Source organism: Corynebacterium provencense, assembly GCA_900049755.1.
In the GTDB taxonomy this organism is placed as follows: domain Bacteria; phylum Actinomycetota; class Actinomycetes; order Mycobacteriales; family Mycobacteriaceae; genus Corynebacterium; species Corynebacterium neomassiliense.
In genome coordinates this window covers 1,066,012-1,088,230 of the sequence record LT160593.1, presented here as the reverse complement: position 1 = coordinate 1,088,230, position 22,219 = coordinate 1,066,012, and the positions used below count along the sequence as shown (strand labels likewise).

The following is a 22,219-nucleotide window of genomic DNA, read 5'->3' as shown; positions in this document are numbered from 1 at the left end:
TGGGTGTCGGATGAGCTGACCGGTGCGGGCGGGGTCATTTGTGCGCCGCCGTCAGTGAGCGCGACACCCGTTCGGCGATCGCGGTGAACTCCGGTGTGAACCGCAGCTCCGGTGACCGGGGGAAGGCGAAGGGGACGTCGACGACGTCGACGACGGTTCCGGGGCGTCCCGACATCACCGTCACCCTGGTGGAGACGAACACCGCCTCACTGACCGAGTGGGTGATGAACAGGCCACCGAACTGCTTCTCCGCGAAGAGCTGGGTCAGATCCACCCCGAGACGTTCGCGGGTGATCTCGTCGAGGGCGGCGAACGGCTCGTCGAAGAGGAACAGCTGGGGTTCGATGGTCAGTGCCCGGGCGAGGGAGACCCTCATCTTCATGCCGCCCGACAGCTGGTGGGGCAGGTGGTCCTCGAATCCGGTCAACCCCACCGTCTCCAGTGCCTCGGTGCACCGGCGTTCCCGCTCCTCCTTCGGCAGACGGTCGAGTTCACCGAGCAGCATGACGTTGTCACGGACACTGCGCCAGGGCAGGAGGGTGGCGTCCTGGAAGACGTAGGCGATCCGGTCGGTGGAGGTGGTCATGGTGCCTTCGGTGGCGGATTCCAGTCCGGACGCGAGGCGGAGCAGTGTCGACTTGCCGCAGCCCGAGGGGCCGACGACGCTGATGAACTCGCCGGGGGTGACGTCGAAGGTCACTCCGGTCAGGGCTGTCGTGCCGCCGTCGAAGGTCATTCCGGTGTCGACGAAGCTGACCAGAGGTTCAGCTGCCGTGTCGGCGGGACGACTGTCTGCGACGACAGTTCTGGGGGTACTCACGGTGTTCTCCTTTTTTCGCGGTATGCGGGGACGGTGACCGGCGGATGCCGGTGGTCAGTGGACCGTCCGGAGGTAGGGGTCGGGGTCGGTCTGCCGGACAGGGTCTGCACGGTCTGCAGGGTCTGCAGGGTCTGCACGGGGGTCCGGCCCGAAGGCCCGGGGCAGTTCGACGGTGGTACGCGACTGTGAGGCGAGGCGTCCCGCCGAGATGACGGTGCGGTCCGTCGGGCGGCACTGGCTTACCAGCTGACGATCCTGCAGTGGATCTTCACCGTCCCCTCCGGCATGTCCGCCGGCGCCGCAGACCGTGCGGCGAACTCGGCACTGCTGCGCATCGCTGTGGTCCGGACCTGTCTCTTATGCACACCGAGAGGTGTAAAAGGGACGGGCGGGAGGCAGGCCGAGGGCGGCCCGCGCGTCACGGGTGACCAGGTCCAGTGCCTGCCCGGGGCTCTGGTGGCAGGCGGTGACCAGAAGGGACGCGGTCTCCAGAGGGTCGGCGCGTCCGGTGGGGTTGAAGGGGTCACGGACATTGTCACCTCCGGCGGACACCGCCACGCCGAGTTCGCGCAGGACCGACACCGGGGCCACCCCCCGTTCGTGCGGGACGGGGACACCGTCGCCGCCCTGCAGGTAGAGGTTCGTCGCCGGCAGTGCGATGACATGGATCCCGGCGTCCCGCAGCCGGGCCGCGGTTTCCGCGAGCTCCTCCGGGCCCTCCTGGGACAGTCGGCAGCAGTGTCCGGCACCCCGGATCCGGCCGGCCGGCCACCCGCGGACACGTTCGGCGTACCTGCGGACCGTGCGGGTGCCCGCCACGGCGGGGGAACCGTCGGACGGTGCAGGCGGATCGAGGAACTCGTCGGTGTGCAGGTCGCAGCCGACGCCCCGGGCCTCGGCGACATCCAGGAGGGTGTCCGTCTGGGCGAGTGGGTCGGCCGCCAGGTGCGGGGCCCCGCCGACGAGGTCGGCTCCGGCGTCCAGGGCCCCCTCGGTGACGGAGACCAGCAGGTCGTCCGGGGTGTGCGCGGGGACGAGTGCGACGAGCTGGAGTGTCATCGTCCCCGCCAGTTCGTCGCGCAGCCGGTTGAGTGCACGGACACCGCGGTACGGGTCCGCGCCGGGACCGGTCGAACGGTAGATGTCGACGTGGGTGCGGACCGCGGTGGTGCCGGCGGCGAGCATCATCAGTGCGGCGCGTCGGGCACGGTCGAGGATGTCGTCCTCGGTGAAACGGTCGGACGCCTCCACCCAGGACCTGATCGCGGCGTCGAGGTCACCTGCCGGCGGGTCGATGACATCCCAGCTCAGAGCCTTGTCCAGATGGGCGTGCGGGTCGGCGGCCGCGGGGAACACGGTGTATCCGCTCAGGTCGATCCAGTTTCCCCGGGCTGTTGTCCGGACTGTTGACCGGGCTGCCGTCCCGGTCTCTGTCCTGCCCGGTGTACCGGTGGTCACGGGGGCGACACTTCCGGCCGGCAGGACGTCGGCGACGACACCGCCGTCGAAAGTGATGTCCACGGTTCTGCCGTCGGGCAGGTGAACACCGGTGATGCCGTGCAGTCGGTCACCCGGACGTACGTTCACGGGACCCTCCTCTCCTGGGTCTGGGACCGGAACCGCCGGACGTCGTGGACCCCGTTGTCACCGGGGTGCAGAGTCACCGGCTGTGCCGGTCGTGGAAACGGACGCCGGACGGCGGCCGTGTTCGTTGACCATGACAGCGGCGGTGTGCAGGAGTGCTCTCTTGTGTCCGTGATTCCCCGGGTCGGTGTCCCGGGGAGTGTCCGTGGCCGGGCTGGGGCTTGACGGGACTGGGGACCGGACAACGGTGGTGCACCGCTTATTTCGTCATGCACCGAGCAAAGCTACGGAGGGTGTGTTTCCCGTCTGTTTCCGGATCAACTCACCTCGGTGACACATACCGCGTGCTGAAACGGTTTCCCGATATAAGGGTGCGGTCGTGTTTCCTTCCGGTGAAAGGTTTCCTGAGCTGCTGTGATGCCGGTCCGCTCCCGGAGGCCCCGACATCTCGGCCGTGTTACAGTACCGGTAGTGCGTGACCGGGCTGGGGCGCGCCGGAACCTCCGGCGTCACAGCACGCCCGAAAGTGATCACCGTGACTGTCTTCCCCCACGCTCCCGCCCCTGTGACCGGTACTGCAGCCGGTCCGGCCTCCGGATCTGCCGCCGTCCGGGCCCTTCCCGCCTCCGGCACACTCACCGTCACCGTCAGCGGCCGACGGAAACTGACCGACAGGGTCACCGAGTTCCGCCTCACCTCCGCGGACGGGAGCCCGCTGCCGGAATGGACCCCGGGGTCGCACATCGACCTGCGCATCCCGGTCGACTCGCCACCCGCCTCCCCGGACACCCCTGACGCCGGCCAGACCGGCCAGACCGGCCAGACCGGCCAGACCGGCCGTACCCTGGTCCGCCAGTACTCGCTGTGCTCGGACCCGGCGGACCCGTCCAGCTATGTGGTGGCTGTCGACCGCTCAGCGGATTCCCGTGGCGGTTCCGCCGCCCTCCACCGGTACGCGACCCCGGGGACGGTCCTGGAGATCAGCGAGCCCCGGAACCACTTCCCTCTTACCAGGGCGCTGAACTACGTCTTCATCGCGGGCGGGGTCGGTGTGACCCCCATGGTCCCCCTCGCCGCGCAGGCCGCCCGGTCAGGGCGTCCCTGGCGGATGATCTGCCTGGCCCGTACCTCCGGGGACATGCCCTACCTGCAGGAACTTCAGGAACGACACGGCGGCGCCGTCGCTTTCCATGCCTCGGTCGAGGGCAGGATCGATCTCGCCGCCGCTCTGGCCGACCTGCCTCGGGGGACGGCCGTGTACGTGTGCGGTCCGGGGACACTGGCCGACGACGTGGCCGCGGCCGTGGAGGGACAACCGGCGGTGGACGTGTTCACCGAACAGTTCACCGCCCCGGTCAGCACCGGTGTGAACACCTCCTTCGACGTCTCCCTGGCCAGCACCGGGGAGACCTTCACCGTCCCCGAGGACGCCTCGGTCCTGTCGGTCCTCGAGGCGCACGGCAAGCTGCTGGCCTCCTCCTGCAGGGAAGGGATGTGCGGGACCTGCGAAGTCTCTGTGGTCGCAGGTGAGATCGACCACAGGGACTCGGTCCTCACCCCGGAGGAACGCGCGGAGAATGAGTCGATGATGATCTGCGTCTCCCGCTGCCGGTCCGGAAGGCTGGTGCTGGACCTGTGAATGTCCTGCTCACCGGAGCCCTCACAGGCACGGACACGGCAGTGACCGACGGAGTGGTGACCGCGGAACCGGCCGCGGACGCTGTCCGCGTCGACGTCTCCGGCTGTGTCGTCACCCCCGGCCTCGTCAATGCCCACCACCACCTTCTCCAGTCTGCTTTCCGTACCCTCCCGGGGACGCGGGGGGTCAGGATGCGACGGTGGCTGGAGATCATGGGACAGGCCTACCGCGACTTCCGGGTGGACCCGGAGCTTGCCGGGGCCGCCGCCCGGGTCGGCCTGGCGGAGTCTCTGCTGTGCGGGGTCACGACAGTCGCTGACCACCACCTGACCTGGCCGGACGGGGTGGATGAGGTGGAACTGGCCACCGCGACCGCCGTCGCCGCCGACGAGGCGGGGGCCCGGCTCTGTCTCTGTCTCCTATTAACATCTTTCTGTGGATAAGAGACAGGTGTAGGCGGGACGGGGAAATTGTCGGGGGGGAGGTGGCAGACGCGGCCCCGGGGCCCCGCGGGCACCCGGAGAGTAGGGAGAGGGTGGCGGAGGGGGAGAGTGGAGATATAGGGGGGGGCTGGTAACCACGGGCGGGGACCCGGACGAGGTGGTCGACTCTGTCCGGCGTCTCCACGACGCCTTCGGCACGGTCGGCGGCGGAGCACCGGTCCGGGAGGGGAGGCTGCAGCTCGCCGTCGGTCCTTCCGGAGTGCACACCGACGGCAGGGAGATGTTCACTGCACTGCGTGAGGTCGCCCTGGAACTGGGACTGCTGCGACGGACCCAGGCCAATGAGCAGGTGGACGTGGAACGCGCCGCCGCCGCGTACGGCAGGCGTCCCCTTGAGCTTCTGGCGGAATGGGGATGGCTGGAACCCGGTGTCACGGTCGCACACCTGTGCGGGGTGACGGACGCGGAGATTGACGCCGTGGCGGAGTCCGGGGTCTGCGTGACCCACGCGCCGGGGTGTGACGTCCCGATGGGCTGGGGCATCTCTCCTGCCGGGGCCCTGCTGGACCGGGGTGTGTCCGTGGGACTGGGGACGTCCGGTGGGGGGAGCAATGACGCCGGTCACCTCCTCGCCGACGCCCGTCTCGCGGTGCAGGTCTCCGGGCTCACCGGCAGGGTGCTCTCCGCCGACGAGGCCCTGGGGATGGCGACGTCCGGGTCGGCGACCGGTCTCGGCCGGCCCGAGTTGGGCACACTGGCCCCGGGGACTCCGGCTGACCTGTGCGTCTGGGACTGTTCCGGGGTGTCGGACGCCGGGGTCCACGACTGGCCCGCCGGCCTGTTGTGGGCCACACCCGGACGCAGGCCCCGTGACGTGATGGTCGCGGGGGAGTGGGTGGTGCGCGACGGTGAACTGCTCACCGCGGAGGAGTCGGAGCTGGCGTCCGGTCTGGACCGGTTGCTTACCGGCAGAGCTGTCCCGGCGAGATAGGGCGGGGACAGACCGACGCGACAACGGCCCGCACACCCGCAGGCACGATCAGACGGACTCAGGCACATTCAGACAGACTCACACCTACGAAGCATGAGAGGACGCCGGACAATGGACACCGGGGAAGAACACCTGAGCTCAGGGAAGACGGTACCGGGCACACCGGACACGACACAGGAGGCGCACACCACCGGGAGGGGAGCCTTCCGGGTCCCGGTCGTCGACATCTCGCCGTGGACAGGCGCCGGTACAGAAGCCGGCACAGACGACCGACGTGAGCGTGTCGCCCGCGAGGTCGACACCGCCGCCCGCGAAGTCGGCTTCATCCAGGTCACCGGGCACGGGATCGACAGCCGCACCTGGGACGGACTGGCAGACGCCCTCGACGCCTTCTTCCTGCGCGACCTGGAACTGAAGAAGAAGGTCGCCACCCCTCCGGAGATCAACCGCGGATACTCGCCGCCGAAGTCGGAGAGACTCTCCCTGTCACTGGGGGTGGAATCCGCGGACGGGATGAACGACTTCTTCGAGGCCTTCAACATCGGCGTCCAGGCGTCCGACTTTCCGGACCTCCACCTCCCGGAGGCCGACTACCCGGCCAATGTGTGGCCGCAGGAGACTGACGGTGGCATGGCGGTGTTCCGGGAGAACCTGGAACGGTGGTTCTCTGAGGCACAACGGGTCGCCCGGACACTGACCGACATTTTCGAGGTCGCCCTGGACGTGCCGCGGGGCACTCTCGCGGAGTTGACCGACCATTCCATCGACGTGCTGCGCACCATCAACTACGCCCTGGAGCCGGGGCAGGCGGTGGAACTCGACGGTGAGCTCAACGGGATGGGCGAGCACACCGACTACGGCATCGTGACCGTCCTGTGGGCGGACCGGGTGGAGGGGCTGCAGGTCCTCGGTGAGGACGGCGGGTGGCACGATGTGATGCCGGACCCGGGGGCACTCCTGGTCAACCTCGGTGACGTCACCGCACGCCTGACCAATGACCGGTGGAAGTCGACACTGCACAGGGTGAAGCCCCCGGTGGTGGACGGGACGATACGCCGCCGGCGGTCGGCGGCGTTCTTCCACGACGGGAACGTGGACGCGGTCGTCGGCCCGTTGCCGGGCACCGTCGACGAGGACCGTCCCGCCCGCTACCGGCCCATGACCGTCGGTGAGCATGTGGCGCGCAAACTCGCCGGGTCACGGGCCCTGGAACTCAACGACACGGACACCATGTCCGAGGCACAGCGGGTGCTGGCCTCGAAGAGGTAGCGCCGGAGAACCGGGCGGCTGCCGTGGGGCGGATCCGATGTGCGCTGATCCGGTGGGGGAGGGGTGACGGCCGCTGCACAGGTGCAGCGTGAGTGGAACAATGAGATGTATGACTGACAACGATTCCCCCGTCACCCGCCTCACAGACGAAGAGTCCCTCGACCTTCTCGCGACGAAGACCTTCGGACGTCTCGTGGTGCACCGTTCGAACGACATCGACCTCTTCCCGCTCAACTACACCGTCAGCGACGGGAAGATCTACTTCCGCACGGCTGAGGGCACCAAACTGTTCAGCCTGAACCTCAACGACGACGTCCTCTTCGAGGCCGACAACGTCGAGCAGGTCTCGGACGTCGACGGCCGGGCCTGGTCCGTGATCGTGAAGGGCAACGCCCGGATCCTCACCGAGTCCGCCGAGATCCACGCCGCCGATGAGCTGCCGTTGCGCCCCTGGCTGCCGACACTGAAGTACAACTACGTGGAGATAACCCCCGCTGAAGGGGGGATCTCGGGGAGGAAGTTCCACCTGGGCGCCGAACCGGACCGCTACTGAGCTGTGGGCAGCTGCGGGCAGCCTGTGGGCAGCTGCGGGCGGGTGCCTGCAGTGACGGTACGGCAGTGAAGCAGGTACGTTGACATCCATGGTCCACCGGCAGGTCACCCACCAGGTCACTCCCTTCGCGAAACCCCAGTACACCGCGGCCGTGAACAGCCGTACCCCCGGACCTGTCCGGATCGACGGCGGATCGGCTCCCGGCACCGGGACATGGGTGCGCCCTGTGGCCATGCCCGGTTCCGGGGTGATGGCCTCGGTGTTCTCCACCGTGCATCTCGGCGACGACGGCGTCACCGTCGTCGACCCCGGATGGACCGGCCAGGGTCAGGAGGGCCTGTACCTCAGCGGGCTGGACGCATTCCTCCGCGAGCGGGGACGCCGCCTCGAACAGATCACCCAGGTCATCGTCACCCACGCGCACCCGGACCACGTGACCGCGGCGTCCTGTCTGCTGGAGGCCACGCGCGCTCGGTTCATTGTCGGCGCCACGGAATGGCGGAGCGTGGAGGCTGCCCGCTCCGGAAACGGTGCGGGGGACTATTCGCTCTCAGTTGAGGAGGTCGGGGCACCTGCCGGAGTGCTCGACACCGTCGTCGAACAGCTGGAGAAGCCCGGGGTGCCCGGGTTCATCCCGCGCAGAAGCCCGGATGTCCTCCTCAGTGACGGCGACCGTCTCAGCGACCTCGGACTGTCCGCCGACCCGCACACGGAGGCGGTCGTCACCCCGGGGCACACTCCCGGACACCTGTGCCTGGTCAACAGGGAGACGAAGCTCTTCATCGCCGCGGACATGATCCTGCCGGAGATCCATCCGGGCATCGGACTCGGCGTCGGATCTCTCGGAGGCAATCCGGTGGTGGACTACCTCACCTCGCTGCGCAGGATCGGGGAGTTCGACGACCATCTCGTCGTCCCGGGACACGGTTACGTCTTCACCGGCCTGGCCCGCCGGCGGCGCGACACCGCCCACCATGTGCTCTCCCGGGCCCGCGAGGTGGAGCGGGTGCTCGCCTGGAACCCGTCGATCAGTGTGTGGCGCCTGGCGTCACAGCTGACATGGTCCTCGGGCTGGGAAGAGTTGCGTGGGTCGCCGATGCTCTTCTCCGGACTGCGTCAGACAATGATGTACCGTGACCTGGTGCTCTCCGGGGACCCCGGTGGCACACTCGACCGTTGGGAGAGGGACTTTGACCTCGACGACTGACACCGGATCCGGCGCGGAGGGGACGGCAGGAGCGGACGGTCCGGTCGTGCCGGACGGTCCGGTCCGGGAGACCGGACGATTCACCTCCTACCGGCTGCGCCTGAGCTACACCGGCTCAGTCGTCGCCGTGGTGATGCTCATGGCGTCGATGACACCGTCCCTGCTGCCACGGGGACCACTGTTCCAGGGTGCGGTCAGCGGCGCGTCCGCGGCGGTGGGCTACATGGCCGGAGTTTTCGCCGCCTGGTTGTGGCGCTACATGCTCTCCCGCGACCTCACCGAGGATCCGCGGGGCCGTACCCTGTCCGCCCGGTGGTGGATACCCCTGGGGACGCTCGGGGTCGTCGGAACGTCCGTGATGCTCAGATGGTTCACGGTGTGGCAGAACGACATCCGTGACCTGGTCGGGGTGGAGCACCTGGACTGGACGGCGGTGCCCGTGACCGTCATTGTGGCCGCGGTGGTCTTCCTGTTGCTGGTACTGGTCGGACAGGGCTGGGGGGACCTGGTCGGCAGACTGTACTCGGCGTTCCGCAGGGTCGTCCCGCCCAGGATCGCCAGGGTCTCCGCCGCTGCCGTGATGGTCGCACTCACCGTGGTGCTCGCCAACGGTGTCGTGGCGAACTACTCCCTGCGCCTGCTCAACGCGTCCTTCGCCAGTGCGAACGAGACGACCACGGACACCTCGGTGCAGCCGACCTCCGACCGGCGCTCCGGCGGTCCGGGTTCGCTGGTGAGCTGGGATTCCCTGGGCAGGGAGGGCCGCAAGTTCGTCTCCCACGGGCCGACGACCGACCAGCTCGAGGCGGTCAACGGCTACCGGGCGGTGGAACCTGTCCGGGCCTTCGTGGGCCTGGGCACCGGTGACGGTCAGGAGGGGGACCCCGGGGACGACCTGCGGGCGGATGCGGAACTCGCGGCCGAGGAACTGGTGCGCGCCGGTGGCCTCGGGCGACAGGTCATCGCCGTCGGCTCCGCCACCGGTTCAGGCTGGATCAACCAGGCCACGGTGGACTCCCTCGAGTACATGTACAACGGCAACGTCGCGACGGTGTCCATGCAGTACTCGTACCTGCCCAGCTGGTTGTCCTTCCTGGTCGACAAGGAGCGTGCGCGACAGGCCGGCCTGTACCTTTTCGAGGCCGTGGACGCCAAGGTCCGTGAGCTTCCCGAGAACCGGCGCCCGAAGATCGTGGTCTTCGGTGAGTCGCTCGGCTCCTTCGGTGCGGAGGCGGCGTTCGGGACGGTGCCGACCCTGACCGCGAGGACGGACGGGGCCCTGTTCGTCGGCCCCACGTTCAACAACGACCTGTGGCGGGAAGCCACCGACCAGAGGGACGCCGGGTCCCCGGAACGGCTGCCGGTCTACGACGGTGGTGAACATGTGCGTTTTGCTTCCCAGGTCGGTGACCTGGACACCCCGCAGCTGCCGGCCTCGGACTGGAAGGAGCCGCGGACGGTCTACCTCCAGCACGCCTCCGACCCGATCTCCCGGTGGTCACCTGACCTCCTGTTCGAGCAGCCTGACTGGCTCAGGGAGGCCCGTGGGGCAGATGTGCTGTCCGAGATGCGGTGGATCCCGGTGGTGACCTTCCTCCAGGTGTCTGCCGACATGGCGGTCTCCGCGGACGTGCCTGACGGGCACGGGCACACGTATATCTCGGAGATCCCCCGGGCCTGGGCGAAGATCCTCGAACCCGAGGGATGGACCGGTGACGAGGGGGAGCGGAAGCTGGAACAGATTATCCCGCTGATGGCCCGGTCCGGCGTGGTGCCAGGGGAGATGCCGGAGGGCGAGCAATAGAGGTGAAGGTTGTAACTCGCAGTGCCAGAATTAACAGTTAACCCGGATAGTTCATCCCACCGCTGATCCAGGCCCCTGAAAACACGAGAAAAGTGACCCTGAACTGCTAGAATTCATGGTGCTGAAGCTAGAATCCCCGCACGAACAGCATCACCCTCACGGTGAAGACTACCAACACGATCATCGATGTGACCACCGACCGATCAATCTGCTCCAACGCCGGCACTTTGCTGGTCGCCGACACCGCCACCACCCTCGGCATCACAGAGGTTCTCGACAAGCACCTCGCCGGCCTGACTCCCGACACCGTCACCCACACAGCCGGGACGGTGATGACGTCGCTGGCCGTCGCCCTGACCGCCGGAGCAACCTGCCTGGATGACCTGAACCTGCTGAATCCCCTGGTCACCACCGGTCTGACCCGCGCCATCGGTTCCGTGCCCACCGCCCACCGCCGGGTCCACCAACTCGCTGACCACGCCGACACCGTCGACGACAAGATGACCCGGGCGATGCGCACCATCCGCACCCACGCGTGGAACGCACTCGGGCCCCTCAATCCGACGAAGATCGCGACCAGGGACGATCCGTTGATCATCGATATCGACGCCTCCATAATCCACATCCACTCCACCAAGCAGGATGCGGCACCGACCTACAAAGGCGGCTACGGCTTCCACCCACTGTGCGCCTTTGTCGACCACGGCCCAGGACTGGGCGGGGAACCACTGGCCCTGCTCATGCGCCCTGGTAACGCCGGAGCGAACAACGCCGACGACCACATCACCTTGATCCGCAACGCCTACCGGGCCCTGCCCGGATCCGACCTCGGCGGCAACATCGGCCACAAAATCCTCGTGCGCACCGAAGGCGCCGGCGGGACGAGAAAAGTCGCGACCTACCTGCACTCCCGCGGCTTCGCCTACTCCCTGGGCATCCGGGTCAACGACAAAATCGGCACCCTGGTGTCCACCCTGCCCGAGCACGTGAAACAAGGAGTCCTGCGACCAGGTGCTGACGGTGGAGTCACCGACACCGCCTATGTCGGAAGACATCACCGGACTGCTGGCCACGGCTGCGACGGTGGCACGTCACGCCCGGCAGGTGCGGGTGCACCTCGATGGCAATGCCCCGAACGCCGGACTGTCGGCCGTCGCCTTAGCCCGGATACGGTCACTGACCATCGCCTGACCAGAGGCCTTACCCTGCCCTGAATACCTTCTGTCGCCCCTGTCCTTGTCCCGCCGATACGTTTCCGGACCCCAGCACCGGCCCTGGTTCGAACAACGGCCCGCGGCGTCGCGCGCCGTGGGTAGGATCAGGCGCAGGTCAACACCATCGGGCCTGAGGACCAGGGCTCCGTCAAAGTCGGTTGACGGCCCTGTGACCAGCCTGAACGTCGGCGACACGTCGGGGTAGATGCACGACAAGCGTGCAGTCACAACCGAAGATGAAAGTTCTCTACGCCAACATCTTCACAAGGACCGCACGCTCGCCGATGTCATCTTCCCTGACCAGGCCCCGCTCTGTCGAACCCGCAGCCGAGTTCACCACGCCTTGCCTGCTCGACCTGTTCGCCCGGGTGACTGACCACCTGGACCCCCGTGGCATCCGCTACCGACTGTCCACCCTGCTCACCGTCGCCCTCACCGCGATGCTCGCAGGGGCGAAGTCTTTCGTGGCTGTTGCGGAGTGGATCAATGACCCGACCAACACAGCCGTCGCCGACCTCGGTGTCGACCTGCACCGACGGCCGTCGGAAGCAACACTGCGGCGCGCTCTGTCCCACGTCGATGCCGACCTGCTCGACCGTGTCCTCGGCACCTGGATGTGGACCTGCACGGCCACCATCAACGATCGTCGGATCATCGCCGTCGACGGGAAAACCGTCCGCGGTGCCCGCACCCCCTCGGATCCTCACTCCCGTGCCCCGCACCTGGTCGCCGCCTACGACCACGCCGGCGCAACGGTCCTCGGCCAGCTCCAGATCGACGCGAAGACAAACGAGATCCCCGCCTTACGACACCTGCTCGACCAGTTCGATCTGACCGACTGCGTGGTCACCGCGGACGCGATGCATTGCCAGGACACCACCGCCGAGCGCATCATCAACGCTGGTGGGGACTATCTGCTCACCATCAAGGCCAACCGGCCGAGCCTGCTGGGCTGGGCGAAAACGAAGACCTGGAAGGACCTCCCGCCGAACACCGTACCGAACACGGGCACGGCCGGCGGGTCACCCGGACCACCAAGGTCCTGCAGTTGTCCCCGGAGGACTCCGATTTTCCGCACGCCCGACAGTTGATCCAGGTCCGCCGGACCCGCACGGTGTACCCGGCCAGAAGGTCAACCCAGAAGCCGTAGAAGAGTGTGGAGGTCGTCTACCTGCTATGTTCCCTGTCGCAAGTGGATGCACCGGTCCAGGCCCTGGCATCGTGGGCGCAGTCTCATTGGCGAATCGAGAACGCCCTGCACTGGGTCAGAGACGTGACCTTCGGTGAAGATGCCTCCCGGGTACGCACCGGTGCGGGCCCGCGGGTGATGGCGACGTTGCGTTCGACGGTGATCAGTCTGCTGCGGTTGGACGGGCACGACAGTATCGCCGCGGCTCTCAGGTTCCACGGACGTGATCCCGGGCAGGCATCACTGCTGGTCAGAACCGCTCACCAACGACTTTGACGGAGCCCTGGCCTGAGGGCTGGCGGGCAGACCCTCTCCATGAAAAATCCGGGTTAACCAACTAGAATCCAGAGAAGTAGCCAGGGGGAACTTCCAATAAGTAATCCCATGATGAGGATCTTGGCGAATATCCAGGGCTTTTGACTCGCGGGGTTGCTGAGCTACAGGTTCTGGTAGATCCAGTACATTCCAGCCAGGTATGCGGTGGGTAACAATAGGGTCAAAGTAATGTATACCCCTGTTCCCCAATAATATTCTCCTTCGGGGTTTTTGAAACTGAGTGCGCTCAATAATCTCCATACGCCGGACCGGTAGGATGTAACCCCTATTGCGAGTCCGGTAACAAACGTCACAATCATCGCCACTATTGAAAAATGTGGCGGGTGCGATGTTGTCCGTGAATGGTTGCCCATAGTCACTTGAGTGGTTTTATGTTTACCGAGTTTCAAAACCTGACATAGGCGTACTTTCCCCTTGAACTTCGAACGGCTTGGCAATTCCGTAGAGCATTGCTTGATGTGCTAACTTTGAGAATTCTCTCTGCCTGCCTCCGTACTCTGGCTCGCCGGGGCCGAAGTCGTAGTGGTCATAAAAATATGCTACTTGCTCGTACTGAAGGTATGTGTGGCCGTTGGGGTAAGGTCGTGCGATGACTGTAGTGGAAGTCGACATCTGGTGTCGTCCAAGAGAAGTTGTGTAGTCCTGGTCAATTCCTGCGATTGTGTACCAGCGTGTGGAACGGGCGTATTTAACATTCTTACCTGCGCCCCTGGCAACTCCTACAGCGCTAGAAATCGCGATCTGTCGGTGGATCAGGATAAGTGGCCACGGAGGGTCAACCCAATCCGGTGCACTTGAATCGTAGTCATTGGTTTCATCTTTGATCCACTTGTCGACGATTGAGGTGTCAAGTATGTATATGCCGCCACTGTTATTGTAGTAGTGCTGGTAAAGCTTCGGTGTCTCGATTTTTCCCTGCACATCCCTTACCCAAATGATTCCAGCGGCGGCGAGATTCTTATTTCCCTCTTTAATATCGTCAGGCGCGTAGGATTCTGAGCCATACAGGCTCAAGTCCACGGGAGAGTAGGTAGGGTGTATTCCATTATCGTACGACCTTATGTGGCTCTTCGCGGTTCGGAGTGCGTAGATAGCTGAAGGGCGGGACGCGGGGTGGTACAACATACAGAGGCCCTGGCCGGTACAAGATGAGAGTTGCGAAGCTTCCATCTGACCGAACCAGGACCCTACCGTGCACCCTACTGGCAACCTCGTCGCCGACACCATCTGCCGCACCGCAGAACTCGGTCTGACGATCACCGATGCCGCCGACGCCGGCACCCTCACCATCATCAACGCCGAGCCGGTGGACGTAGCCGACACCTGCCCGGACTGCGCGATGCCTGGGGTGAAGCGGGACCACATCCGACGTCGACTCGTCGACCTACCGGTCGTGGGGTTCCCCACCCGCCTGAACGTCCGGGTACCCCGCTTCACATGCACCAACCCCACCTGCAGCAGGAAGATCTTCCAGACCTCACTGGCCTGCGCTGACGACGGGGCGAAACTCACCCACCGGGTGACCCGCTGGATCCTCCAACGCCTCGCCATCGACCGTATGAGCGTGGCCGCCACGGCGAAGGCTCTCGGAATCGGCTGGGAGTTGGTCAATACCGTCGCCGTCACCGCGGCCCGGAGCATGGTCTACGCTGACCCCTCCCACCTGGCTGGGGTCCGGGTCCTCGGCGTCGATGAGCACGTCTGGAAACACACCCGCCGACCCGGCGAGCCGTCTTCGATGGTCACCGTGCTGGTGGACCTGACCCCGCTGACCGACGGGGCAGGCCCGGCACGTCTGATCGACATGCGCCCGGGGCGGTCCGCAGACGTCCTGAAAACCTGGCTGGGTGAGCGGGACCCGGACTTCCGGGCCGGGGTGCAGGTCGTGACGATGGACGGGTTCACCGGCTACGCCACCGCCGTCGACCACTCTCTCCCTGCGGCGCGCAAAGTCATGGACCCGTTCCACGTCGTCCACCTGGCTGCAGAGAAGCTCAGCGGGTGTCGGCAACGCCTGCAGCGAGAAACCACCGGACGTCGGGGGCAGAAAGACGATCCGCTGTACAAGCACCGCCGGGCGCTGCTGACCAGGACCGATTTCCTCACCGACCGGCAGCGCCAGCGCCTGGATCGGCTGTGGGACACCGACGATGACTACGTCGCGTTGCAGGTGACCTGGGAGTTCTACCAGGACCTGGTCAGTGCCTATGGTCAGCCGGACAGAGCGCGGGGCAAGAAGTTGATGGGCAGGGTGATCGGCACCCTGCGCAAGGGCCTACCGACGGGGCTGGAGGAGCTGGCGCAACTCGGCCGGACCCTGTGGCGCCGACGGCACGACATCCTGGCGTACTTCGATATCGGCGCATCCAACGGTCCGGTCGAGGCCATCAACGGCAGGCTGGAGCATCTACGCGGCATCGCCCTAGGGTTCAGGAACCTCGACCACTACATCTTGCGGTCGCTGATCCACTCCGGCCAGCTGCAGGACCGGATCAACGCACTCTAAATCGAGAAGAGCCCCTTATGTTGAGGTCGTCCCAGTTGGTGAGCTCTATGGTGTTACCGGGGTCCACCCATCCTGGTTCGACTTCGGAATTGAACGACTCGAGATTTCTTGAGTTGGATGGGTAGAATTCGTCACCTGGCGAAGGTTCCCCTAATGTCGCACTGCTGAATCCTTGGTGAGGTGATGACTCTATAATGGAATACGCATTGTCTAGTTCTTCGGGAATATACCAGTCGTGGAACTCGTCGCTGAACTTACTCATTTTCATTCTCTCCTGCCCGGGTGAAGGTGTCAACCTCTGTGTTGTTAGGTTAGGCTACACAGAGTGCTACCCCAAGGCAAGCACTGATTCGGAGCAGTTTCCTGGACTCCCCGGAATATCACAGGAACAGTGACTCGCTGACCGGCTTCGTCTCACTGCGCGAGGCCCGCGCCTTCTCCGCCAGGGACGTGTGGTTGAACAGCAGGTTGAGGAAGAAGGCGGAGAGGGCGGCGAGGACCACGCCGTCGGACAGGAGCGTCTGCGCCCAGTCCGGGAAATTGATCCAGATGTCCGACGCGAACTCGGAGAGCAGACCCACGGCCACCGCCGCTGAGAGGATCAGGGAGTTGATCGTGTCGCCTAGATCCGCCTTGCGCAGGGTGGAGACGCCCACCGCGGCGATCGAGGTGATCAGCATCATCGACACCCCGCCGACCACGGGGTCCGGCAGCGCGGCGATGACCGCTCCGGTCACCGGCATGAGACCCATGAGCAGCAGCATCGCACCGGAGGTCGCGGTGACGAACCGGGGAGTGGACGCGCGTCGTCTTGATCGCGCCGACGTTCTGGGTGAAGACCGTGTCGTAGAAGCCGTTGAAGATCCCGCCGAGAACACCGGAGAGGGCGTCGCCGGAGAGGGCACGGGCGACATCGCCGCGGGAGAGCTTCATGCCGGTGATCTCGGAGAGTGCGCCGACACTGGCGATGGTCTCGGAGAACAGGAACATCATGACCACGGTCATGGAGATCACGCCGACGACCGGGAATTCGGGGCTGCCGAAGTGGAACGGGGTGACCACGGCGATGAGCAGGGGCGCCTTGGCGACCATGCCACGGGCCAGGGCGCTGAGCCCGAAGGCGATGACGACCACGATGGCGGCGATACCGATGTACAGCGGTCGGGCGTAGCTGTCCGTGCCCTCGTCGCCGAGGATAAGTCCACCCGGAACACCGATGAGTGAGATTCCCAGCACCAGCAGGACCGCACCGGTGACCAGCGGAGGGAAGTACTTCAGCAGCTTGCTGAACGGCCAGGCCAGGGCCAGGCCGATCACACCGCCGGCGAGCATACAGCCCCAGATGGCGGGCAGACCGTAGGTGTTGCCGATCGAGATAATCGTCGCGACCTGGGCGAACGCGGCACCGCCGACGACAGGTATGCGTGCACCGGCGAACTTTCCCGCACCGAGCGACTGGATGAGCGTGATGACGCCGGCGACGAGCAGGTCGGCGTTGACCAGCATGGCGACAGTCGCCTAGTTCAGGCCGAGTGCTGCGCCGATGGTCAGCGGGACGGACACGCAGCCGACGTACATCATGAGCACGTGCTGGATGCCGAAGACGAGGTTCTGGCGCCAGCCGAGGTTGCGGTCGACGGCGGATCCGTCGGAGGAGAAGGAGGCGTCCGATGTCGGGGCGGTCTGACGGGGGGGGGTGTCGGTGGTCGTGCCCGATGCGGACGCAGGGGGAGGGACGGGGAGGGAGGACGAGGGGAGTGCAGCGTCCTCCCGGCGTCCTACTTCGTGGACGCGGCGGATTCGGCCCTGCCGAAGTTCGCCTGGATGCGCATGTCGAGGTACTCTCCGGCGGTCATGGGCTCGTACTTGCCCCGGGGGCCGGCTATGACGGCGTCCCGGTCGGCCTGGGCGAAGTAGGGCATGGAGTAGCGCTCGGGGATGTCGACGCCGATGTCGGCGGCCTTCACCCGGTGGAAGTTCGACTTCAGCCGGTCATCGGACCAGCGCATGAGCATGTCACCGATATTGCAGGTCAGCACGTCGGTGAAGGCGGGGACCGGGGTCCAGGCCTGGACGTCCTGGCCGGCGTCCGCACCCGGCATGACCTGCAGGCCGGACTGGCCGTCGGTCTGGAACAGCAGGGTCAGGAGGTTGAAGTCCGTGTGCGCCCCTGCACGCCAGATCGGGTTGCCGTGCTCGTCGGCGACATTGTGCCTGGCGTCCATGGCCATGTAGTGGATCATCCGGAGAGTGCACTGGTGCAGGTCTGACTCCGGGTCGTGGACCTTACGGAAGTAGTCCTTCGGGAAGCCCAGCTTCACGGCGAAGAACTCCAGGACGCGCATCGCGACCTCGTGGCACTTCGCCTCGAAGGCGAGGGAGGCCTCCCTGAACCCGGCGACGGAGGGGTTGGCGTCCTCGTCGATCCACATGCCCTCCATCAGCGGGCGGGTGATCTGGTAACTCTCCTTCTCGTCCGGGGTGCCGGTCGAGGGGCGGATCTGGGACCTGTGCTCGAAGCCGACGTTCCTGCCTTTCGGTTTGGCGACGGTGGCCAGGGTGTCTCCGGGGAGTGCGAAGAACCGTTCCGCCTCGGCGAACTGCGCCTCGATCTCCTGCCTGGTGATTCCGAAACCGGTCAGCTGGAAGAAGCCGATGGTGGTCGCTGCGTCCCAGAATTCCTCTGCCTTGGCGTCCCACTCCTCGTCGGTGAGTTCCCAGTTTCTGACGTCGATGACCGGCACTGCCCGGTCGGTGGTCTCTGTTCCGACGCCGCCCATGCGTGACTCGAGTTCGAGTTCGGGTGGGACGGTGTCGGTGCTGGTGGGCGTGGTGGAGTGAACCATGGACGGTCCTTTCACGTCACGCGGTTTCCCCTACGGTCGTACGCTCCGTCTCCCGACGCCGTGCGATGCAGACCCGGCTGAGCCGCTTGTGGTCTCGTAGTTGCGTGTCCGGGGTCCGGCTGTGCCGGTGCCCTGACAACGTCGACGCTACGGAGCGGGCATTTCAGGGTTGTGCCCGGAAGGTGACGGCGTTGTTGCCGCAGAATTCAGCTGAGTTCAGCAGAATTCAGCAGAGTTCATCCGGCGGGGGCTGCTTTTCGGCTGTGCCCAGGGATATATTCGGTACGTCACCCGTCCCAACTGTCACAGTAGTAACGTCAGCACCAATCCGTACGCCCCTTACAGGAGGACCCCATGACTTCCATCCCGATGAGCAAACGGCTCTGGGCCGAGTTCTTCGGCACTTTCTGGCTCGTCTTCGGCGGCTGCGGCTCCGCCGTCCTCGCCGCGAAAGTCGTCAGCGACGGCACGATCAACATGGGCATCGGCTTCGTCGGCGTCGCCCTGGCTTTCGGACTCACCGTCGTCACCGGTGCCTACGCCGTCGGCCACATCTCCGGCGGACACTTCAACCCCGCCGTCACCCTCGGCTGCGCGGTCGCCAGGCGCGTCGAGTGGGCCGCCGTCGTCCCCTACTGGATCGCCCAGGTCGTCGGCGGAGCCGTCGCGGGCGGCGTCCTCTACGTCATCGCCTCGGGCAAGGACGGGTTCAGCGCCTCAGAATCAGGGTTCGCCACCAACGGCTACGGGGAGCACTCCCCGGACGGTTACTCGCTCGCCGCGGTGATCGTCATCGAGGTCGTGCTCACCGCCGTGTTCCTCTGGGTCATCCTCGGTGTCACCTCGAAGAAGGCTCCCGCCGGTTTCGCACCTCTTGCCATCGGACTGACCCTCACCCTGATCCACCTCATCTCGATCCCGGTCTCCAACACCTCGGTGAACCCCGCCCGCTCCCTCGGTGTGGCCTTCTACGCAGGCGGTGACGCCCTCGGCCAGGTGTGGGTGTTCATCCTCGCGCCGCTGCTCGGTGCCGCGATCGCCGGAATCAGTTACGCCTTCCTCACCGGTGACGAGGACGATGCCCCGGCCGAGGCGGAGGCCCGCGTCGGTGCCGAGGGGTAGTACCGGATCAGTACCGCGGGCTGTCCGGGTACCAGGGCTCACCCTCACTGTGTGGGCCGACCTCTTCGATCTCGACGTGCTCGAAAGCCTTGAACTCACGGAAGAACGTGGGCCAGTTCTCCTTCGTGATGTCCGTGGCGATCCTCCGGGCAACCCTGGTCAGACCCGCATAGATCCCCGAAAGCTGGTTACCTGCGACACCGTGGGATGCCCTGGCCCCGGTGGACAGGTGCACCAGGCGCGGAATGTACTCCTTCGCCGCGTCGGAGGCCGAGTCCTTCGGCCGGAACTGGAACCCGTCACCGAGATACGGGCACAGTCCCATGCCGTGGCCCTCCGCAGGCCCGTAGACGTCAGACCACAGTGCGATGTCGGGGAGGAACTCCGCAAGCTCGGGCCGCAGTGACAGATCCACCGCATAGCCCGTGGCCGAGATGACGAAATCGCCGGTGTGCTCCACGCCCCTGTCGTCGGTGACCACGATCTCCTCACCGTCGCCGGTGGAGCGGACCTCGGCGTCGGCCCACCGGGTGTCGGTGAGCATCGAGAAATTGTCGTGGCAGAATGCCCTCCACACCGAAGCCTGGGTGGGAGGCTGGGGAAGACCACCGTTGAACAGGGAGAACTCCCACTTCTGGTCGTCTGTGAGGTCGAAGAAGTGCTCCTGCATCCCGGGGAACTCCATCCAGCGCAGGGAGTTCTGCCGGGGGATGTCACTGCGTCGCACGTGCATCTCCACGCTCGCCGCACCGTGTTCCAGGGCGGTGGAGGCGTTGTCGAAACCCGAGGCACCGCCACCGAGGACGATCACCCTTCTGCCCGCCAGCGCGTCGAAGTCGATGTCGTCCTCGGTGTGGGCGCGCAGATGCTCCGGCAGTTTCTTCACCAGCGGGGGAAGGAAGATCCCGCCGCCGCCTTTCAGCCCGAGGGCGAAGATGATCCGGCGTGCCCGGTACTCCACCTCTTCGCCGTCACGGACGGCGGTGACGTGGAAGTAGCCCGCGGCGTCCGGCGTGGTGACACCTGTCACCGTGGTGTTGAAGTCCACGTCGGCGCCGGTGACGTCACGGTACCAGGTGAGGTACTCGTTCCAGTCCTCCCTGGGAACCAGGTCGGTGGCCTCCCACGCCGCCCTGCCGTACTTCGCCTCGAACCAGCGCTCCGTGTGCAGTGAAGGGATGTCCAGCTCGATGCCCTTCATGTTCTTCGGACTGCGCAGCGTGTGCATGCGGGCGTACCTGGTCCAGCAACCGACCTCGTGCGCGGGACCTGCCTCGAGGATCTTCACCGCGCCGATGCGGTGACGGGACAGGGCGAAGGCGGAGCCGAGACCGGCCTGCCCGGCGCCGAGGACGAGGACGTTGAACGCGCCCTCCTCCGGGGCAGGCACCCAGTCATGGTTGTGGCCGAGCAGGGCCATGTCGGCGCGGGCCCGGTCCTGTCTATTTCCATGTCGGCGCGGGCCCGGTCCGCGAGGGCGGCGAGCCGGGACTGCGACTCGGCGTCCGGCAGAGGGGTGGGACGGTTACGTTCCGGCCTGGTGGGGTCATAGACGACGGTCATGTGTCCCACACTATTACCCCGGCATGTTTCAGCTGCGACAGCGATGTTACGGATGTGTTACGCGGCCGGGCAGGTCGGCAAGTTCACCACCGTGAACGGATGGTGCGGCGTCCTTCCTCGGTCAGTTCACCCCACACCCTCAGGCGGGACAGGCCGCCGTCCGGGTAGACGTCGACGCGTACCGCGGTGACCGGGGTCGGGCCGGTCGAGCCCTCCTCCGGGTCGGAGACGAGGAAACGGTGACGGTGGTCTGGCAGGGAACGGGTCTTCGCGACGAGTTCGACCTCCCCTCCGTCACCGGTGATCCCGGTGATCTTCACGTCACCGGGGGCGTTGAAGACGAAGTAGGAGGTGTCCAGTTCGATCCACCGGACCCTGCCTTCGCCGGCGAGTTCCACGGTGACGGAGTCATTGCCGTCGTCGCGGCGTCGGGCGTTCTCCCAGCCCTCACCCATGTTGCGTGCGCGGCCCAGGGAGATGACATGGTCGGGTCGTGAGTAGAACATGTTGCTGCACGCGGTCACCCGGCCACCGTTCTCCAGGGCGGCCAGATCGACGGTGCCCCCCAGGAAGCGGGGGTCCGGGACCGGTTGCCCGTGCACGCGGAGACGGGCGATGCCTCCGTCCGGGATCATGTCGAGACGGACGTGGGTGAAACGGCGGCCGGCGGCGTCCCCGGTGATCTCGAAGTAGTGCCTGTGGTCTCCGAGGGCGTCGGTCACCGGGACCAGGGTGGTCCAGGAGTCCTCCGGGAGTGCGGCGATCTCCTCGCCGGAGAGGACTTCGTCGCAGGTCAGTCCGGACACGGCGAACTGCGGCGGGAAATTCCCGGTGAACCAGGCGGTGTCCACGATGATCCCTCTGATCTGGCCGGGGACGCCGAGACGCACGATGGCGGCGTCGTGGCCGCCGATCTCACCGTGGCGGCGGCGACGGGTCTCCCAGCCGTCGTAGACCTTCCCCTTGTTCCCGAACTCCGTCGGGTCGAAGACCGGTTCGCTGGAACGGATGAGGTTTTCACGTTCGGCGAAGGATTCGTCGGTGGCCCAGACCACGGCACCGGCGTTGGCACGGCTGGCCAGGTCGGGCCAGCCCAGGAAATCGGGAAGTTCGGTGGGGATGTCACTCATGTG

General features: G+C 66.1%; 21 protein-coding genes and 1 pseudogene. 12 read left to right on the top strand and 10 right to left on the bottom strand.

Features of this window, described 5'->3' with window-relative positions; genetic code table 11:
* Positions 1-34: 34 nt before the first annotated feature.
* From BN3906_RS11345 to BN3906_RS11340, 3 genes are all read right to left on the bottom strand, one after another.
* Positions 35-820: an ABC transporter ATP-binding protein gene (locus BN3906_RS11345; protein ID WP_066588440.1), complete on the bottom strand. Its 786-nt coding sequence runs from the start codon at positions 818-820 to the stop codon at positions 35-37.
* A gap of 239 nt (positions 821-1,059) precedes the next feature.
* Positions 1,060-1,185 carry a hypothetical protein gene (locus tag BN3906_RS15220; protein ID WP_261796996.1) on the bottom strand — a complete coding sequence of 42 codons (126 nt, stop codon included), beginning with the start codon at positions 1,183-1,185 and terminating at the stop codon, positions 1,060-1,062.
* Positions 1,178-2,407 (bottom strand): amidohydrolase family protein, encoded by a 1,230-nt coding sequence (locus BN3906_RS11340; protein ID WP_066588438.1) that lies wholly within the window; start codon positions 2,405-2,407, stop codon positions 1,178-1,180. Before BN3906_RS11340 ends, BN3906_RS15220 begins: the two co-directional genes overlap by 8 nt.
* Before the next feature lie 532 nt (positions 2,408-2,939).
* On the opposite strand from BN3906_RS11340, the gene BN3906_RS11335 reads away from it, so the two are divergent.
* The 10 genes from BN3906_RS11335 to BN3906_RS15210 all read left to right on the top strand — a co-directional run bounded on the left by BN3906_RS11335 (position 2,940) and on the right by BN3906_RS15210 (position 12,989).
* Positions 2,940-4,043, top strand: coding sequence for a PDR/VanB family oxidoreductase (locus tag BN3906_RS11335; RefSeq protein WP_261796995.1), 1,104 nt, complete (start codon positions 2,940-2,942; stop codon positions 4,041-4,043).
* Positions 4,040-4,486, top strand: coding sequence for an amidohydrolase family protein (locus BN3906_RS11330; RefSeq protein WP_066588435.1), 447 nt, complete (start codon positions 4,040-4,042; stop codon positions 4,484-4,486). The genes BN3906_RS11335 and BN3906_RS11330 overlap by 4 nt, the downstream gene beginning before the upstream one ends.
* Before the next feature lie 157 nt (positions 4,487-4,643).
* The gene (locus tag BN3906_RS11325; protein ID WP_390620345.1) at positions 4,644-5,477 is read left to right on the top strand and encodes an amidohydrolase family protein; all 834 of its coding nucleotides are present in this window, start codon (positions 4,644-4,646) and stop codon (positions 5,475-5,477) included.
* 111 nt (positions 5,478-5,588) lie between these two features.
* Positions 5,589-6,746, top strand: coding sequence for an isopenicillin N synthase family dioxygenase (locus BN3906_RS11320; protein WP_078057391.1), 1,158 nt, complete (start codon positions 5,589-5,591; stop codon positions 6,744-6,746).
* Positions 6,747-6,855: 109 nt separating this feature from the next.
* On the top strand, positions 6,856-7,299 hold the full coding sequence (locus BN3906_RS11315) for a pyridoxamine 5'-phosphate oxidase family protein (RefSeq protein WP_066588424.1): 444 nt from the start codon (positions 6,856-6,858) through the stop codon (positions 7,297-7,299).
* A gap of 88 nt (positions 7,300-7,387) precedes the next feature.
* Entirely contained in the window at positions 7,388-8,506 is a 1,119-nt protein-coding gene (locus tag BN3906_RS11310) for an MBL fold metallo-hydrolase (protein ID WP_066588421.1), read from the top strand.
* The gene (locus BN3906_RS11305) at positions 8,490-10,310 is read left to right on the top strand and encodes an alpha/beta hydrolase (RefSeq protein WP_066588420.1); all 1,821 of its coding nucleotides are present in this window, start codon (positions 8,490-8,492) and stop codon (positions 10,308-10,310) included. Before BN3906_RS11310 ends, BN3906_RS11305 begins: the two co-directional genes overlap by 17 nt.
* Before the next feature lie 161 nt (positions 10,311-10,471).
* Positions 10,472-11,524: a transposase gene (locus BN3906_RS11300; protein WP_066588417.1), complete on the top strand. Its 1,053-nt coding sequence runs from the start codon at positions 10,472-10,474 to the stop codon at positions 11,522-11,524.
* A 284-nt stretch (positions 11,525-11,808) separates the two neighbouring features.
* On the top strand, positions 11,809-12,615 hold the full coding sequence (locus tag BN3906_RS15215) for an ISAs1 family transposase (RefSeq protein WP_222705283.1): 807 nt from the start codon (positions 11,809-11,811) through the stop codon (positions 12,613-12,615).
* A gap of 101 nt (positions 12,616-12,716) precedes the next feature.
* Complete coding sequence (locus tag BN3906_RS15210) at positions 12,717-12,989, top strand: transposase (protein ID WP_222705282.1); 273 nt, start codon at positions 12,717-12,719, stop codon at positions 12,987-12,989.
* A 435-nt stretch (positions 12,990-13,424) separates the two neighbouring features.
* Here BN3906_RS15210 and BN3906_RS14595 read toward each other — a convergent pair whose 3' ends face one another.
* Positions 13,425-14,069: a hypothetical protein gene (locus tag BN3906_RS14595; RefSeq protein WP_147592946.1), complete on the bottom strand. Its 645-nt coding sequence runs from the start codon at positions 14,067-14,069 to the stop codon at positions 13,425-13,427.
* Positions 14,070-14,241: 172 nt separating this feature from the next.
* Between BN3906_RS14595 and BN3906_RS11290 the strand changes: the two genes are divergently transcribed.
* Complete coding sequence (locus BN3906_RS11290) at positions 14,242-15,555, top strand: ISL3 family transposase (protein WP_025253818.1); 1,314 nt, start codon at positions 14,242-14,244, stop codon at positions 15,553-15,555.
* On the opposite strand, the gene BN3906_RS14590 is transcribed toward BN3906_RS11290, so the two are convergent.
* The 4 genes and pseudogenes from BN3906_RS14590 to BN3906_RS11280 form a co-directional block, all read right to left on the bottom strand.
* A complete protein-coding gene (locus tag BN3906_RS14590; protein ID WP_147592944.1) occupies positions 15,542-15,817 on the bottom strand; it encodes a hypothetical protein in 276 nt (91 codons plus the stop codon). The two genes, BN3906_RS11290 and BN3906_RS14590, sit on opposite strands and share 14 nt — an antisense overlap.
* A 118-nt stretch (positions 15,818-15,935) precedes the next feature.
* Positions 15,936-16,307, bottom strand: a complete 372-nt coding sequence (locus BN3906_RS15205) for a solute carrier family 23 protein (protein WP_261796994.1) — start codon at positions 16,305-16,307, stop codon at positions 15,936-15,938.
* 100 nt (positions 16,308-16,407) lie between these two features.
* Positions 16,408-17,061, bottom strand: a pseudogene (locus tag BN3906_RS15200) (solute carrier family 23 protein); the annotation flags it as partial.
* Positions 17,062-17,333: 272 nt separating this feature from the next.
* Positions 17,334-18,401 (bottom strand): isopenicillin N synthase family dioxygenase, encoded by a 1,068-nt coding sequence (locus BN3906_RS11280; RefSeq protein ID WP_066588414.1) that lies wholly within the window; start codon positions 18,399-18,401, stop codon positions 17,334-17,336.
* A 354-nt stretch (positions 18,402-18,755) separates the two neighbouring features.
* Between BN3906_RS11280 and aqpZ the strand changes: the two genes are divergently transcribed.
* Positions 18,756-19,523 carry an aquaporin Z gene (aqpZ, locus tag BN3906_RS11275; protein WP_066588411.1) on the top strand — a complete coding sequence of 256 codons (768 nt, stop codon included), beginning with the start codon at positions 18,756-18,758 and terminating at the stop codon, positions 19,521-19,523.
* A 7-nt stretch (positions 19,524-19,530) separates the two neighbouring features.
* Here the strand turns inward: aqpZ and BN3906_RS11270 are convergent, their stop codons facing one another.
* The gene (locus BN3906_RS11270) at positions 19,531-20,943 is read right to left on the bottom strand and encodes an NAD(P)-binding domain-containing protein (RefSeq protein ID WP_261796993.1); all 1,413 of its coding nucleotides are present in this window, start codon (positions 20,941-20,943) and stop codon (positions 19,531-19,533) included.
* A 226-nt stretch (positions 20,944-21,169) separates the two neighbouring features.
* A complete protein-coding gene (gene alc / locus BN3906_RS11265; RefSeq protein WP_066588408.1) occupies positions 21,170-22,216 on the bottom strand; it encodes an allantoicase in 1,047 nt (348 codons plus the stop codon).
* Positions 22,217-22,219: the final 3 nt, after the last annotated feature.